The organism is Desulfovermiculus halophilus DSM 18834 (assembly GCF_000620765.1).
Lineage (GTDB): Bacteria > Desulfobacterota > Desulfovibrionia > Desulfovibrionales > Desulfothermaceae > Desulfovermiculus > Desulfovermiculus halophilus.
This window is the reverse complement of the sequence record NZ_JIAK01000021.1, coordinates 1-15039: the sequence shown is the minus strand read 5'-3', so window position 1 is coordinate 15039 and position 15039 is coordinate 1. Positions and strand designations below refer to the sequence as shown.

At 56.8% G+C, this 15039-nt stretch carries 14 protein-coding genes and 1 riboswitch; of the genes, 7 read left to right on the top strand and 7 right to left on the bottom strand.

Translation table 11 applies throughout. The features are described 5' to 3' along the window. Window positions 1-103: 103 nt before the first annotated feature. Together N902_RS17445 and N902_RS0110535 are read right to left on the bottom strand one after the other, a co-directional pair. Window positions 104-1027 carry a glucosaminidase domain-containing protein gene (locus tag N902_RS17445; RefSeq protein WP_051564511.1) on the bottom strand — a complete coding sequence of 308 codons (924 nt, stop codon included), beginning with the start codon at window positions 1025-1027 and terminating at the stop codon, window positions 104-106. A 28-nt stretch (window positions 1028-1055) separates the two neighbouring features. Beyond that, window positions 1056-1700: a nitroreductase gene (locus N902_RS0110535; protein WP_208596311.1), complete on the bottom strand. Its 645-nt coding sequence runs from the start codon at window positions 1698-1700 to the stop codon at window positions 1056-1058. Between N902_RS0110535 and N902_RS20010 the strand changes: the two genes are divergently transcribed. Both N902_RS20010 and N902_RS0110525 read left to right on the top strand, forming a co-directional pair. Beyond that, window positions 1693-1893 (top strand): hypothetical protein, encoded by a 201-nt coding sequence (locus N902_RS20010; RefSeq protein WP_167330635.1) that lies wholly within the window; start codon window positions 1693-1695, stop codon window positions 1891-1893. The two genes, N902_RS0110535 and N902_RS20010, sit on opposite strands and share 8 nt — an antisense overlap. Before the next feature lie 110 nt (window positions 1894-2003). Beyond that, window positions 2004-2203, top strand: a riboswitch (cobalamin riboswitch). Window positions 2204-2489: 286 nt separating this feature from the next. Further along, complete coding sequence (locus N902_RS0110525; RefSeq protein WP_027370904.1) at window positions 2490-3428, top strand: SphA family protein; 939 nt, start codon at window positions 2490-2492, stop codon at window positions 3426-3428. Window positions 3429-3888: 460 nt separating this feature from the next. Here N902_RS0110525 and N902_RS17440 read toward each other — a convergent pair whose 3' ends face one another. Next, on the bottom strand, window positions 3889-4653 hold the full coding sequence (locus tag N902_RS17440; protein WP_051564510.1) for an amidohydrolase family protein: 765 nt from the start codon (window positions 4651-4653) through the stop codon (window positions 3889-3891). Between the two features lie 34 nt (window positions 4654-4687). After that, on the bottom strand, window positions 4688-5473 hold the full coding sequence (locus tag N902_RS0110515) for an MBL fold metallo-hydrolase (RefSeq protein WP_051564509.1): 786 nt from the start codon (window positions 5471-5473) through the stop codon (window positions 4688-4690). Window positions 5474-5921: 448 nt separating this feature from the next. Between N902_RS0110515 and N902_RS17435 the strand changes: the two genes are divergently transcribed. The 5 genes from N902_RS17435 to N902_RS17430 all read left to right on the top strand — a co-directional run bounded on the left by N902_RS17435 (window position 5922) and on the right by N902_RS17430 (window position 11766). After that, window positions 5922-6770, top strand: coding sequence for a 5'-nucleotidase, lipoprotein e(P4) family (locus tag N902_RS17435; RefSeq protein ID WP_208596310.1), 849 nt, complete (start codon window positions 5922-5924; stop codon window positions 6768-6770). 225 nt (window positions 6771-6995) lie between these two features. Then, the gene (locus tag N902_RS0110505; RefSeq protein WP_027370902.1) at window positions 6996-7880 is read left to right on the top strand and encodes a methylenetetrahydrofolate reductase; all 885 of its coding nucleotides are present in this window, start codon (window positions 6996-6998) and stop codon (window positions 7878-7880) included. Between the two features lie 464 nt (window positions 7881-8344). After that, the gene (locus N902_RS0110500) at window positions 8345-9067 is read left to right on the top strand and encodes a metallophosphoesterase family protein (RefSeq protein ID WP_027370901.1); all 723 of its coding nucleotides are present in this window, start codon (window positions 8345-8347) and stop codon (window positions 9065-9067) included. A gap of 3 nt (window positions 9068-9070) precedes the next feature. Next, window positions 9071-10405, top strand: a complete 1335-nt coding sequence (locus N902_RS0110495) for a protein kinase domain-containing protein (RefSeq protein WP_027370900.1) — start codon at window positions 9071-9073, stop codon at window positions 10403-10405. 32 nt (window positions 10406-10437) lie between these two features. Then, a complete protein-coding gene (locus N902_RS17430; RefSeq protein ID WP_034622529.1) occupies window positions 10438-11766 on the top strand; it encodes a glycerate kinase type-2 family protein in 1329 nt (442 codons plus the stop codon). A 324-nt stretch (window positions 11767-12090) separates the two neighbouring features. Here N902_RS17430 and N902_RS0110485 read toward each other — a convergent pair whose 3' ends face one another. The 3 genes from N902_RS0110485 to N902_RS0110470 form a co-directional block, all read right to left on the bottom strand. After that, on the bottom strand, window positions 12091-13056 hold the full coding sequence (locus tag N902_RS0110485) for an AEC family transporter (protein ID WP_027370899.1): 966 nt from the start codon (window positions 13054-13056) through the stop codon (window positions 12091-12093). 226 nt (window positions 13057-13282) lie between these two features. Continuing rightward, the gene (locus N902_RS0110475; protein WP_027370898.1) at window positions 13283-14494 is read right to left on the bottom strand and encodes a hypothetical protein; all 1212 of its coding nucleotides are present in this window, start codon (window positions 14492-14494) and stop codon (window positions 13283-13285) included. A 101-nt stretch (window positions 14495-14595) separates the two neighbouring features. Continuing rightward, the coding region (locus tag N902_RS0110470) for a hypothetical protein (RefSeq protein WP_208596309.1) at window positions 14596-15039 on the bottom strand (444 nt) is incomplete at its 5' end.

The following is a 15039-nucleotide window of genomic DNA, read 5'->3' as shown; positions in this document are numbered from 1 at the left end:
TCCCAAACGGGTTATGCTCTTCAACCCAGAAGCGGAGCTTTCCACAGAATGGAGAGCGGATTTCAAAACCCACAGGCTGGGCCAGGATCCGCAATGTTGAGATCTAGGACGCGGCAATTGAGCCGTGAATGCCCAGGAACTTCTCATTGCCCCTAATCATCTTCTGTACAGCCTCAATATATTGTCTGCCCACCTGGGAATAGTTTTCCAGCCCCTCGGCCATAAGCTGGGCATCCGGATCCTTGCCGGCCAGACGCATCCGGTACCTGAGCTTCCGCAGCTCCTCATAGGCTGGATTGGAGTTCAGGTTGTGGATATAGCTCTGCACAGACTCCGAGACATCCTCGAAGGACTGGACCTCGTAGTTCGCACCCTGGGGCCGTCTTCTGGGGACCAGACCGCACCCCTGGCTGAAGCACCATTGTCCGAACAGATTGTTCCCTTTGCGGGCAAAGTAGGATGTCCCCCAGCCGGACTCCTTGGCTGCCTGAACCAGCGCCAGGGGGACCGGGACCTTATCCACATGCATCAGCAGCTGCCTGAAAAACCTCTTGCCATCTGCATGCTCTGCATCCACCCGGTACTTCCGGGCCAGGGCATTCAGCTTTGCCCGCCTCTTTGCGGACAGCTCTTTCCCCTGCTCAAAGCGTTTCCAGCCGGCCAGCACGACAATCCGCTCCTTGAGCACTTTCCGGTTTTCGGCCCGCACAATGGGCCGCAGGAAATCAAAAAAATGCTGTTTTTTCTTCTCTACATCCCTGTATTTCGAGAAATCCGGCAGCTCCGTGTCCAGCTGATCCGGGACAGAGGGCAGGGCGCAAGAGCTGTCTTGGACTTGCTCCGAACTTGAGCCCGGCGGCGGCTGATCGTTGGTCTCCGGCTTTTCACCATCCAGACCTGGAAGCTGAACCTGTCCGATAAGCTGGTCTGGTTCTGCACCAGGAGATTCTCTATCCTGCTGACAGGAAAACAGCAGCACCGTCGCACACAAAATGAACGCTGCAAGACGGCTCATCTTCTTGGGCATATCGTCTCCTCAACCAGCTGATGCAGGCCTATCCCTTTCCCAGCCAGGTGGTGCACTCATCCACCTCCACTCGGGGAGTGACCAGCTGATTGGCCGGAAACTCCCAGTCCGGATAGCCCAGGGCGATGGAGATGATGATCCGCTTATCCCGGCTGATGCCGGTGTGCTCCCGCAGCATGTCCGGATACATCACCCCCTGATCCTCGATGCAGGTGCCCAGGCCCAAGTCCACAGCCGCCAGGCAGATATTCTGCATCACCGCCCCGATGTCCAGTAGCGGCCCATCTCCCTGGAGCACGCTGTCCACACAGAGAAGAACAGCCACCGGGGCGTCGAAGAACCGGAACCCCCGTTCAGTCCAGGCCTGGCGCTTGTCCGTATCCTCTCTGGCGATATCCATCAGCCGAAACAGCTCCTTGGCCAGATCCACCTGCCGCTTCCGAAAGATACTGTCCTTGGGCCAGCCCACGGCAGAATGGTCCGGGTTGCTCTGGGCCTGCTCCCGGACCAGACGGACATTCTCTTTCTTGATTCGTTCCAGAACATCCCCGGTGAGGACCACAAACTCCCAGGGCTGTGTATTCATGGCCGAAGGAGCCCGGCAGGCCAGCTCCAGGATCGCGGCCACTTGCTCCCGGGGGACCGGATCGGATGTGAACTTTCTAATGCTCATTCGGGACCGGATTGCTCTGCTCAGCTCCATGTACACCTCCAGGAAAACAGAGACTGGGGACATGCCCTCCCCGGATCAGGACACCGGGGGAGGAATAAACCAGGACCGCACCGGCAAGCCCTGCTTGGTTAAACGATTGGGCTCATTTTCGGCCACGATACGTCTTTTTTGCCTGTCCATCAATGAAGATTGAGCATCCTGAATGAGGCATGGGGAATGCAGAGCCCTCTTCAGCCCTCCACTATGCACATTGACAAAGCAATGCGCATCTTGTATGTGCTTTCCAGCATCTGCTGGTCCACAGAGCGGATGCATTGCTGTGGTGCCCCGGGGGCTTAAAAGACAAGCCGGTGCAAATCCGGCACGGACCCGCCGCTGTAAGTGGGGACGAAAGCCGCATGCATCCACTGTAGCGTAAGCCGCCTTGGTCAAGCGCTATGGGAAGGGGCGGTGAGTAGGACGATCCGCGAGTCAGAAGACCTGCCATAAGCAATACGCGCAAAACTTGGAGGAAAAGGCAAATCCCCAAGCTGATTATTATGTATCAGCTTGGGGATTTTTTTTCGGCTCTTCGACACAGAAAGTGGAATTGCATACATAAGAGTTTGCCGTCTCTTCTGTGTGCCGTAAGCGGCAGGCCCGCACATTTTCTTGGTCCCGCCAAAAGGAGGAAACCCGAAAAATCCACATTCAAGGCCGATGAACCATTGTCTTGACCTACGTTTGGATATCCGCGGAATCATTTATCCGGCTGTCAATGATGGACACCTCAAACCACCAGGAGAGCTTATGAAGATCAAAACCGGCTGCATCATGTTTTTGGCCTGCTGCGCCCTGTATGCCTGCGCATCCCAGGCATGGGCCTACAACCAGAATCCAAACCTCGATATCGGGAGCACCAATATCATGGGGGCGGTCATAGCCCCGCCCGGCCTGCATCTGCTCAACTACATGGCCTATTACACCGCCGACGATCTCAAGGACAGTGAAGGCAACAACCTTCCCGGGGACAATGAGCTCGATGTCATGGTCTACACCCCTCAGCTCATCTACAGTCCTGACCTTGATTTGCCCCGGGATTTGCGGGTGGGCCTCTCGGCCATGCTTCCCCTGCAGGACATCCATATGGATTCGAGCATCGGCCTGCAGGAAAACCGGAATATCCTTGGGGACCTGGCGATTGGCCCCTTTATCGGCAGCGCCATCCCCCTGAGGGAAGGGTTTACTTTGCACTGGTTCTTTGAGCTGGACACCTATCTGCCCATTGGGGACTACGACTCAGACAAGGCCTTGAACCCCTCCGCAAACTACATAACCTTGACCCCATTTCTGTCCCTGACCCTGCAGATGCCCAATGATTTTGCTCTCAGCACGCGCCAGTTCTTTTCCTATAATTTTGAGAACAATGACTTCGTGCATCAAGGTGTTAAAGGCGATCTTCAGGCCGGTCCCCTGTATCATTTTAACTACTCCATAAGTAAGGCCCTGCCTGTGATTGATCCCCAATTCCGGATTGCCCTCGTCGGTTACTACCTGGAGCAGCTATCCAACGATGAGTTCGAGGGCCGGGACATCCCCGGATCCAAGGAAAGGGTCTTTGGGATAGGGCCGGGTATCAGCTGGGTGCACAAGGGCGTATTCCTTGGGCTCAAGTCCCATTTTGAAACCAGCGCTGAAAATCGCCCCCAGGGGATAAAGACCTTTTTCCAGATTCGATTCTCATTTTGACCGACAGCCGGACAAAACAGCTCAAGACCGCAGCTTCCGGCTCAGGCACATAGTGAACAGGACCATCCGCACCGGTTTGCCCGTCTGTTGTGCCAGCGTGTCGTTCTGTGCCCGCACAACAGACGGCAAACTCCAAAAATCCATAGGTTACGGCGAAGAACCTTTTTATGGCTCTTCGACCCAGAAAGTGGAATTGCCTCCATAAGAGTTTGCCGTCTCTTCTGGGTGCCGTGAGCGGCAGGCCCGCACATTTTCTTGGTCCCGCCAAAAGGGGGAAACCCGGCACTCACGTGCATGATGAGCTTTCGTCACACAGAAAGCAGTGACCTGCACGTGAGTAGCCGGGAGGGGGCAGGGATCCCCCTTGGGCGGGGCTTAGAAAATACCGGGCCGAAAGTGGGCACACAGAAGAGATGGCAAACTCCAAAAATCCACAGGCTACGTCGACGAACCTTTTTATTCATCCCTCTACCCGCCCTTGCAGGCGAAGAAAGTTCTTGCCCAGAACAGATTCCTTCACTTCAGGAGCAGCATCCAGGTTCCGGATCTTGCTCAGCTCACTACCCGGAGAGCCGAAAGGAAAGTCAGAGCCGAAGAGCAGCTTGTCAGGACCATACCGCCGGATATACTCCGCAATGGTCTGCTCTGAGGCCAGGGCCGAATCCGCCCACACATTGTCCAGGTCCCATATCCCGGCCCGGGCCAGGGCATGGAATCCGCCGTTTAAAAGGCCCAGATGAGGAATGATTACCGGCACCCCCGCCGCCAGCTCCCGAATGAAGTACAGCGTATTCTCAAGCTCCTCCTCCAGGACCACAGGCAAGCTTCGGTCTCTGATTACCTCCAGGGCCCGGCGGCATCTTGGATCCTGGTAGGCGTACTCCGGCTCATCCGGATGCCGGTGCCATTTGATCCCCCGGTGCCTGGGGGTGAGCTGTTCAACGGCAAAATCATTCCAGATGAAGAAGTAGGGATACACAGTCAGATCCTGCGGATCCAGGGTCAGCAGATAGGCATTGCTGGCCTTTCTTCTGGACCTCCACTCAGGGCTGTCCGCAAAAAAGGGATCGGAGCGGTCGTAGATTTCGTCAACCGGGGAAAAAAGGGCCGCGCCCTGAATGCCGGTGCCGGCAAGCTCCCGGAGGTAGTCCTCAATGGCCTGGGGCGGGCATTGGTCCAGGCATCCGCAGTGGGCATGAGCGTCTATTACGGCTGGGGTCGGCATGTCTTCCTCCCGAATCCGGGCTGCCGTAGAACGGCTACAGCAGGCTTTTTACAAGGTTCTCCCTGCTCCATTCGCCTCTGGAGATGTATTCGACAAACCGTTTTTTGGGAAAGATTGTGCGGGCAATTTGCCTGCTTGGCCACCCCTGTTCATGCAGCTGTCTGGCCTTGTCCTGGATGTGCAGCAAATATTCCAGCTTTTGGACTAAAAGTCTTTTCCCCTCGCGCTGCGGCCCGGCGTGACTGCAAAAAAGGGTGTCAAAATCCAGACCAGCCATGACTTGCAGGGTCTGGATCAACCCGGACATATCTTCTTCATATAAGCTGAGTTCAGGCCTGGAGCGAACAAAGACATCCCCGCTGAACAGCCAGCCACAATTTGGCTCCCAAAACACGACATGATCCTGGGTATGCCCGGGCGCAGGGATGACCTGAAACCGATACCGTCCGGTGCTGATGGACTGGGAAAGGGGATGGGCCGTAAAAGCAGGTCGTTTGCCCCAGAAGAGTCGTCTGTATACAGGCAGCCGGGCCGGCTTGTCAGCCAGATGTTTGAACCGGGAGGGCATATGGACAGGCGCGTGTTTTTCGTTCTGCACACAGGCCGCGAGCCCGGAATGATCTTCGTGGTAGTGGGTCAGGGCCACCTGCTGAATGTGCAGCTTGCGATACAGGGGGATGAGATCCCGGCCCAGGGAGTATGGGCCGGCGTCAATCAACAAACCGTCCAGCCAGTAGGTCCAAACCGGTAGAGAGGTCCCGAACACAGACGCCTTGCTGCTCAGGCAGCCGACATCCTCTTCAAAGCTCAAATGGGTCATAAACGTGCTGCCGGATGATTACGCCGATTTCTGAAGAGATGCGCATCCCCCAGAAGTGAGCGCATTTTCCACACCTCACCCCACCCATCCGCATCCCCGCTCCCCAGCCCGTCCGTTCACCAGTGACCGCAGTCCGAATCCACCGCCTTGATCAGTCCAATGTTCAATATTGGCCCATATCCTGGCCTTTGGCAAGAGTGGCAGCTCCACTCCAGAAGCGGGAATGACTGAAAAGAAAATAGGCTCTTCGACACAGGAAATGAAATTGCATACATAAGAGTTTGCCGTCTTCCCACATCGCGCTTGACCCGAAATGGGTAAGATCTCCATTGACATTCTTCCCTTTGTATGTCCTTCTTGTTGGTAAAGTGGGGTTGTGTAAAGCATTAAGCCTGTCTGTTCGTTGTGTTCTGCCGCCCTTGCCTCTGCCTTTTCAAGCAGCAGTCATATGGGCAACCTCAATTCTCTCATCACAATTTTCACCGGAGGTCATATTATGCGTAAAAGATTGCATCTCAGCCCTTTCGGCGCAATCGCTATTCTCAGCGCTCTCTTGCTGGCCACAGCCGGATTCACCCCTGCGGCGAAGGCCCAGTCCGACAGTCAGGACAAGGTGTGCAAGCAGTACGAGTTTGCAATGGGGCTGCGGTATCAGCAGAAATCCGCTGAAATCGACGCCCTGCAGCATCAGGCATTCAATCTCGCGCGCATGAAGCTAGACAGCAAGATCGCCGCCCATGACGGCGATGAGAAGCTCGCGATCGTTACCGACGTGGACGAAACACTCATCGACAACAGCCCGCTTCTGGTCCGCGATATGCGCAACTGCCATACCTTTACGACCTGGGACACCTGGGGGCATTGGGAGCGCGAAGGGGTGCCCACGCTCAATCCGGGAGCCAAAGCGTTCCTGGACCACGTGGACCGCAAGGGTGTGGCCATCTTCTATGTCTCGAACCGCTTCGGAGCGAACAAGCCGGATACGATCCGGACCCTCCAAGACCTGGGACTGCCGCAGGTATCCAAGGACAGCGTGATGCTTTGGAGCGAGGGGAATCCGAAGACGAAGCGGCGGGCCAAGGTTCGCGAAAACCATAAGATCGTGCTGCTGCTCGGGGACACGCTGGCCGATTTCTCGGGTATGTTCGAAGGGTCTCTGCAGGAACAGTGCACGGCGGTGCAAGAGAATGCGGCCAAATTCGGGACTGACTGGATCGTCTTCCCGAACGCCACTTACGGAGACTGGACCGAAGCCGAGCTGGAAGGATGGGACGCCCCGATGAAGATCGCTGAGTAGGAACTGAAAACGTCCCGACGCTGTGCAGCGGTGCGCAGCACAAAGGCCCGGACATGCATCGCATGCCCGGGCCTTTGACGGAAACGGCATGGGCGCATATCTTTCCTTGCAGGGTTAATCCATACTTCAAAAGGAAGCAATTTGCCATTTATGCTCCTTTGTGTTTCGTCTGGTCCAGGGCTTTTTGCCAAAATGTAGCAGGACGCAACCACTAAAGGAGCTATCATGCGAATTCCCCAAATCCTGGCCAACCGAAACGGGAAACCTACCCTGTCCTTTGAGTTCTTTCGCCCCAAAACCGAGAAGGCGGCCCAGAACTTTGAGGCCACCATGGACACCCTGGGCGAATCCAATCCGGATTATGTAACCGTAACCTTTGGGGCCGGCGGCTCCTCCCGCGAGGGGTCCTTCGAGCTGGTGGACAAGCTGAAGAACAAACGCGGATATGAGGTCGTGGCCTATATCGCCGGAGTGGGCCTGGGTCCGCAGGATCTGACCTCGATTCTGGACAGGTACATGGACCTGGGGGTGGAAAACATCTTTGCCATCCGCGGGGACGAACCCAAGGGGGACGCGGCCTTTCAGCCCGATCCCCAAGCCCTGCCCCATGCCTCGGACTTGATTTCCTTTATCAAGGATCGGTATGACGTATCAGTGGGGGCCGCCGGGTACCCTGAGGGTCATCTGGAGGCCGAGAGCCTGGACACGGACATCGACTACGTCAAGCTGAAGCAGGATTGCGGGGCACAATACATTGTGGCCCAGTTCTTTTACACCAATCAGGACTTTTACAACTTTGTCCAGCGCTGCCGGGACAAGGGGGTGAGTGTTCCCATCCTGCCCGGGATCATGCCCATCTACAGCCACGGGATGATCAAAGCCCTGTCCCAGGTCTGCGGAGCAGCCATCCCCCAGGAAATGCAGCAGGCATTGTCCGAGATCCCTGAAGAGGACAAGGAGGCGGTGGTTGAATACGGCATCGACTATGCCACCAGACAGTGCGAAGACCTCCTGAAAAACAAAGTGACCGGACTGCATTTCTATACCATGAACCGGGCCAAATCCGTGGACGCTGTGGTCAAGAATCTGCGGCGTCAGGGACTTTTGTAAACCGCAGCTAAACAGCCGCTCATGGACTGCAGGCTGACCCAGGGGAGCACAATGCCCCTTGCATTTGCTCCCCTGGGTGCCATTGGCCAACGTACCGGATCAAGGCTCAATGGTTGGAAAGGCCTTCATCCAAGGATGAGAACCTTCTCCACCTTCATTGCGTACGCATCCTGTTTTCGGCTCTTCGACACAGAAAGTACAATTGCCTACATAAGAGTTTGCCGTCTCTTTTGTGTGCCGTGAACGGCAGGCCCGCACATTTTCTTGGTCCCGCCACCCGGCACTCACGTGTATGATACGCTCACTCAAACAGAGAGCAGTGACCTGCACGTGAGGAGCCGGGAGGGGGCAGGGATCCCCCTTTGGCGGGGCTTAGAAAATACCGGGCCGAAAGTGGGCACACAGAAGAGACGGCAAACTCCAAAAATCCGCAGGCTACGTCGAAGAACCCTGTTTTCTATGTTATGAGACTGGCCATCATTTCCGATATCCACGGCAACCTGGAGGCCTTCCGCCAGGTCCTGAAGGACATCTCCTGGCAAAACGTTGACGGATGCTACTTCCTGGGAGATGCCATAAGCTATGGGCCTGAACCCGATGGCTGCGTCCGGCTTTTGCAGAAGGAAAACATCCCGTGCATTCTGGGCAATCACGAGCTGGCCCTGATCCGGCCCGAAGCCAAGGCCTATTTCAACCGGACCACCAGGGACCATTTTGCCCAAACCGAGGCCCTGCTTTCCGAGCATTCCCGGAAATTCATCTCCACCTGGCCGGTGGCCCGGCAGGAACACGACATGCTCCTGGTCCACGGCTGTCCGCCTGATTCCGTGACCACGTACCTCTTTGAGCTCGACGAGCATGGGCTCTTTCAGGTCTTGCGGGATATGAACACGAGAACAGCCTTTGTGGGCCACACCCATGAGCTCCGCATGATCCAAAGCAATGGCCAAGACCTGCTTCAGCAAGACATGTCTGAAGGCACATATCCCCTGTCCGCAGACAAGGCCCTGATCAATGTCGGAAGTGTCGGACAACCCAGAGACGGTGACAACCGGGCCAAGTATGTGCTCTGGGACCCGGTCAAGAGGTGGGTAGAGGTTCGCTGTGTGCCCTATGACATTGCCCAAACTGCTCAAAAGATTCTGGACCTGGGCTTTCCCAGATTCTACGCCGACCGGCTGTGGTGATCCATGCGCTTTATAGGCAAATACAGAATACTGGGGCTCTTGGGCCGCGGAGGCATGGCCCGGGTTTATAAGGTCCTTGACCCTGAAAACGATCAGCTCTTGTCCCTGAAGCTCCTGTGGCCCCAGCCGATCTTGAGCAGCCAGCTGGGCCAGGAAGAAATCCAGCGGCGATTCCTGGCCGAGGCCAAGACCATGCAGGCCTTGGACCATCCCAATATTGCCCGGGTCATTGAGTGGGGGCAGGACTGCGGGCTGACCTATATGGTCCAGGAGTACCTGTGCCTGAACCTGAGCCTGCTCCTTGGCGAAGACAGGGAAATCGAGCTGCCCAGCAGGCCCGTCTCCCCTTTGAAGGCTCTGCAGATCACTGATCAAACCTTACATGGGCTGCACAGCATGCACCAGGCCGGCATTGTCCACCGGGATATCAAGCCGGCCAACATTATGCTCAATCTCCAGGAGGAGGTCCGGATAATAGACCTGGGCCTGTCCAAGCTGCGGGGAGAGGTCCAGAGTCATCCCCAGGGGATGCTGGTGGGCTCACCTTATTACGCGGCCCCGGAACAGCTGGACAATCCCGACTCGGCTGACCCCAGGGCGGATCTGTATTCTGTGGCCGCAGTCCTTAATAGAATGATCACCGGCCGACTGCCGGACAGCTCCTCTTGGACATCCGCCGGACAGGATGGCCTCTTGGGCCGACAGTGGACAGCCTTTGTGCACAAGGCCCTGGCCCCGAATCCCGGGCAGCGCTTTGCAACGGCCCTGGAAATGCAGCAGGCCTTGCTGGGCTTGGAAGAGGAATGGAGCACAAGGCGGGAGGAGATCTGCAGCATGCCTGAGCCCAGGCAGTATACCTGGGACCCGGGCGGCAGCCCCCTGCGCAGGGAGCCGTTGTTCACCGGCAGTACCGGGGCCGCTTTTGAGCCGCTTCTGGACAGACTCCTGCAGCCTCAAGGCTACCTGGAGAATGATTTCCAGACCCTTGATCAGGGCATCTTGGACACAGCCACTGGTCTGATCTGGGGGTGTCACGTGTCCAGGACGCCCTTAACCCAGAACGAGGCTTTGCATTTCGCTGCCGGCCAGGAGACCGCCGGTCTTCCCTGGCGGCTGCCCACCCTGGAGGAGTTGCTCAGTCTGCTCCAGCCCAGGCGAAACCTGGAGGAAGTATGTGCCCCGCCCCTGGAGCAGCTTGAAGGCATCAGCAGAGTGTGGAGCTCAGACCAGCAGACCAAATCCAAGGCCTGGATTCTGGATCTCGAGCAAGGCGCGGCCATGGCCCAGGACAAGCTGTGCAGGTTCCAGGTCATCCCGGTCCGGGACGCCGAAAGATAGCTCTCTGCAAATGTATATGTCGTGGATCAGACATGCATGAACAATGGCTGAAGTCACAGGCGCAATCGATCTTCACGGCGGGGATCAAAGCAGTCGACCCTGGAGACTGCGTGCGCACATGCCTGCGTATGGACCGGGACCGGCTGCGGATCAAAGATTCGACCATTCCTCTGGACCGAATCAACAGGCTCATTATTGTAGGCATGGGCAAGGCCTCGGCAGCCATGGCCGCAGCTGTGGAGTCCCTGCTGGGAGAAAAGATTGACCACGGGCTGATCATTACCAAGTACGGTCACAAAGTGCCCTTACGCCACTGCCGGGTTGTAGAGGCCGCTCACCCGGTTCCGGATGCCCAGGGCGTTGCTGCTGCCGACGCCCTCATCGACCTGGTGTCTACAGCCGGACCGGATGATCTGATCCTGTGCCTCATCTCCGGCGGAGGCTCGGCCCTGTCTCCGGCTCCGGTCCAGGGCTTGAGCCTGGAGGACAAACAGGAAGTGACCCGGCTTCTCCTTGCTTGCGGGGCAACCATTCAGGAGATCAACACGGTCCGCAAGCATCTCTCCCGGCTCAAGGGCGGAGGCCTCTGCCGGCTCGCCCCCCAAGCCAGGGTCATCTCCTTGATCCTGTCCGATGTCATCGGCGACGACCTGGACATCATCGCCTCCGGGGCAACCGTCCCGGACACAGGAACGTTCACCGTCTGCATGCGGATCGTGCAAGGCTATGACCTGCTGGCCCAGCTGCCCCCTTCAGTCCGTGACCACCTGCAGCAAGGATGCTCAGGCCGGATTCAGGAGACGCCAAAGCCGGGAGACCCTGTCTTTGCGAACACTGCAAACCATATTGTTGGCAGCCTGGCCCAGGCCTTGGATGCAGCCGGGAAAAAGGCCCGGTCTCTGGGCTTTCAACCTTTACTGCTCACTTCAACTCTGCACGGTGAGGCCAGGGAGGCGGGCACGTTCTTGTCCAGCGTGGGCAGGGAGGTGCGCACCCGGCATCGCCCTCTCTGCCCTCCGGCGTGCATCCTTGCCGGAGGAGAGACAACAGTGACCATCCGGGGCACCGGCCTGGGAGGCCGGAATATGGAGCTGGCCCTGTCCGCGGTCATGGAGCTCTCCGGCCTGGAAAGCACGGTCCTGCTCTCCGCCGGGACAGACGGCACCGACGGGCCCACAGACGCGGCAGGGGCTTTTGCTTCCGGGACAAGCCGGATGCGAGCGGAGCAGAAAGGGCTTTCTCCTGCAGCATATCTGGCCGCCAATGATTCCTATCATTTTTTTCAGCACATGGACGACCTGCTCATCACCGGCCCCACGGGAACCAATGTTATGGATATGCAGATCTTGCTGGTGGTATAGCACAATACGAACCATGTCCCCAGGCTCTTCGACACAGAAAGTGGAATTGCATGCATAAGAGTTTGCCGGGCTGGCAATTTTCAAGCGATCATCGAACAGAGCCACACTCACCGACCCGCCAAAGCCACTATTCGCGGTGAGATAAATCGTTAGCGAATTCTCATCAGGCTTGCCCTCCATTCCCGACCATTCATGACTCTTTTTTAAGATCGGCGCTGAACTGATACAGAACTGGCCCCAATGACGGCGGCCATTTCCTGGTACATACGTGCATTCCTGTTCGCTATCCATCACCCAGCAATATCCGACCTTGATCCAGGCCATTCAGGACCACGAAGGGTGAAAAACGAGTCCGAACAAAGCCATGATCAATGGGATGGAAACCAAGGAGACAGCAAAGCTTGCAAACATGAACTGGTTGACGATTTCCCGATGTCCACCTGCACGTTCAGTAAGAATGGGCACCGCCGTAACCGGAGGAACCGAAGCCTGGAGGATCATCAGAAGAGCGACGTGATAGGGAGGGCGCACAGCCATGAGCACGGCGAGAACACACAGGGGGAAAAGGAAGTTTTTGACCAGGACGAACTTGCCGGCCTCATCCGGACAGAATCTCCCCTGCTCCTGGAAGTCCACATACATATTCCCCCCAAGGATCAGCAGCAGGAGGGGGAGGGCCATGTCCCCGATCATGCTCAGAGCGGAGGTGACAAAAGCTGGAATAAAGGCATCTGCCCCGGAGAGGCGAAGAGCCGTTGCGGCAATAGTCGCCAGCAGAACCCTGTTCAGGATCTTGCCCAGGTCAAAGCCCTTTTGTGATGTGCGGAAAAAAAGCTGGGATGTACTGAACAGCAAGGAGGGAAAGAAAAGGATAAAGAAAAACAGGTGCACAATGTGCGGTGAGTCTTTCCCGAACATTCCGATCAGGATGGCCAGAGGGAAAAACAGGGCATTTTGGAAAAAAAGACTGACCGCAAACTCTCTGCGGTTCCTTGATGTGCAGAGAAGAGAAAAAAAGGCGGTCAAGCATCCCAAAAAGAGGGTCAAGCCTGCCCACCACAGGGGTAGATGCCACCATCCAGGAAACTCGGACGGCTTGAAGTTCAGGATGATATTCACAAAGACCAGACTGGGAAGGGCAATATCCAGGGCCAGGACGGACAAAATACTCAAGGCCTCTTTGGGCAGAACCCGCTTGCCCATGATCCACAGCCCCAGAGCCCCGACCCCCAGTAGCAGGGCCACAGACTCAAAAGTGGTCACCAAAACGTTGCCACTGGCCGTCATCATCGGTCCTCCGTGTGATGTACTTGTCCCCGAGCCTCAATTGCATCTCGGCCCACAGCTGCCGCTGCTCCCGGCGGGTGAAATCACGCATATCCCGGGCCGCTTTGTGATCCGCATGTTCCGGGCAGAGCCCGAGAGCCGGCAGGACATGAGGGTACTGTCCGGCCAGCCGGCAGAGGCCGAAGGCTTTCAGCTGATGGAAGATTCTGCATAAAGCCTGGACCGGGCTCTATCTCAACCCAAGCTTACGACCCAGAGTTTTGGACACGAACTGATCCTTGGTAGCCTCAGAGCGGACTATGTCTCGGATCTTTTCCAGAGCATCCTCTTTGGTGCCCGCATGCTCCGCGGCGTTAAGGGTATGTTCATATGCTGCCAGGACGTCAAAATTGGTAATCTCATAGCCATACCCTTCCACCAGCCAATACAGGGCGGCAAAACCGGCCTGCATTGCGAACTCCGGCCTGGACTCCTCCATGTCTCGAGCCGCTCGAATCAGGGTCTTAGGATCGCATGGCGAGGTCTGGGCCAACCGGACAGCCTCGTCGTAGAGTCCGCACGATTTGGCCGCAGCAAACCATTTGCCTTCCCGCCCAGGCGTCTGCTGGACCAGATCGGCAAGAATCTCCCGCGGGTCCTTGCTCGGATACTTCTTTATAATGGCCTTGAACATGGCCTGGTAGGTCGTCCTCTGGTTGGCTTTAAAGGCGTAGTTCGCATAGGCCTCCTCATCCATGCCGTTTCTGAGGAGGATTGCTTCACACTCCTGATCCAGGCAAAACGGCTCATTGCGGCCTGTTTCCTCGGCATAGGCAACCGCCTCCCTCGGCCGGCCCAGAGCCTCAAGGGCCCGGGTGCCCCAAACTCTGTAGGGCCAGAAAGGAAACGGAGCCTGATCCAGGAGCTTTAAGAGCTCCTCATGCCGCCCAGCCTCATACAGGCTGCTCAGACAGGGGATGATCCCCTTGAAATGACGGCCTGATCCGGACTCGTCGATCCAGTTGCTGCGTACTTGACCGATAAGGGAGTCAGCTGCTGCTGAAGCCCTCTCCGGTGAACCGCAGAGCCGCCCCCAATGCTCCTCCAGATACTCGATATCCGGCCGGCTGTCTTCCTGGATTGCTTTCCACAGCCGCTGCAGCCATTTCTCCCGCTGCTTGTCCTCAGCCGGTGCCTGGGCAATTATTGGAACCAGCTCATCAATCGCCTTGTTGACATTGTTCACCAGCGCTCCGGAGGAGCCATCAACAAGTTCCAGAGCCGGGGGGAGCTTCTCCAAAAGGATGACTGCCCCTTCTGCGGCCACAATCGTATCCTGACGGGACACCTTTTTGATTTCCGAGACCGCCTCCTTGATCCGCTTGATTGGCGTCTGAGACCGCCATCCAAAGGCATGCTTCCGGAACCTGGAGCGAAAGGTCCATTCCTGCTTTGTGCCCATAGACTCCCTCAGATAGTGTGCTTTATGATTCAACGCTGTGCCCAGAGCTCGGACATCAGCTGGGACTGTAGACTCCACAGACTTGGGCAGGCAAGCACCAACTATTTCCTTTTCCCGGCCTGAATGCCCACCCATCCACCCAAGTCCTTCATCCTGCGCGACTGCTTCCTTTGTCTTTTTTCCATGCCTATAAAATCGTGTTCATATGCCGGATTGTCGGCGGTGAAGCCCGGCCCAGCCTGGAAACCGCTGCCGTGGATTTCTTTGACTTTGATCACGTGCCGCAATTGTCCGAACCCCGGACCAGCCAGCGCCACCTGGATGATATCTGGGCTCATTTCCATGATCCGAACCAGCCGGCCGTATTTGATTAGCACACGTAGAGGCCAGGGATGAGCCTTCTCCGGGAACCGCATGGGTGCGGGCATTGCAAATTTACCGCTTCCTCTTTTTTCATACAAACCCACATGCCTGCCAAAGCGCAGGCACAACGAAGCATGAAAATAACACATCCTGTAAAAACAAGACCTTAGAGCATTATTTTC

Excerpts from the sequence above, each read along its gene's own strand:
- N902_RS17445 (WP_051564511.1), bottom strand. The coding sequence starts at position 1,027 with ATGCCCAAGAAGATGAGCCGTCTTGCAGCGTTCATTTTGTGTGCGACG.
- N902_RS20010 (WP_167330635.1), top strand. The coding sequence starts at position 1,693 with ATGCTCATTCGGGACCGGATTGCTCTGCTCAGCTCCATGTACACCTCC.
- N902_RS0110535 (WP_208596311.1), bottom strand. The coding sequence starts at position 1,700 with ATGAGCATTAGAAAGTTCACATCCGATCCGGTCCCCCGGGAGCAAGTG.
- N902_RS0110525 (WP_027370904.1), top strand. The coding sequence starts at position 2,490 with ATGAAGATCAAAACCGGCTGCATCATGTTTTTGGCCTGCTGCGCCCTG.
- N902_RS17440 (WP_051564510.1), bottom strand. The coding sequence starts at position 4,653 with ATGCCGACCCCAGCCGTAATAGACGCTCATGCCCACTGCGGATGCCTG.
- N902_RS0110515 (WP_051564509.1), bottom strand. The coding sequence starts at position 5,473 with ATGACCCATTTGAGCTTTGAAGAGGATGTCGGCTGCCTGAGCAGCAAG.
- N902_RS17435 (WP_208596310.1), top strand. The coding sequence starts at position 5,922 with ATGGGCAACCTCAATTCTCTCATCACAATTTTCACCGGAGGTCATATT.
- N902_RS0110505 (WP_027370902.1), top strand. The coding sequence starts at position 6,996 with ATGCGAATTCCCCAAATCCTGGCCAACCGAAACGGGAAACCTACCCTG.
- N902_RS0110500 (WP_027370901.1), top strand. The coding sequence starts at position 8,345 with ATGAGACTGGCCATCATTTCCGATATCCACGGCAACCTGGAGGCCTTC.
- N902_RS0110495 (WP_027370900.1), top strand. The coding sequence starts at position 9,071 with ATGCGCTTTATAGGCAAATACAGAATACTGGGGCTCTTGGGCCGCGGA.
- N902_RS17430 (WP_034622529.1), top strand. The coding sequence starts at position 10,438 with ATGCATGAACAATGGCTGAAGTCACAGGCGCAATCGATCTTCACGGCG.
- N902_RS0110485 (WP_027370899.1), bottom strand. The coding sequence starts at position 13,056 with ATGATGACGGCCAGTGGCAACGTTTTGGTGACCACTTTTGAGTCTGTG.
- N902_RS0110475 (WP_027370898.1), bottom strand. The coding sequence starts at position 14,494 with ATGGGCACAAAGCAGGAATGGACCTTTCGCTCCAGGTTCCGGAAGCAT.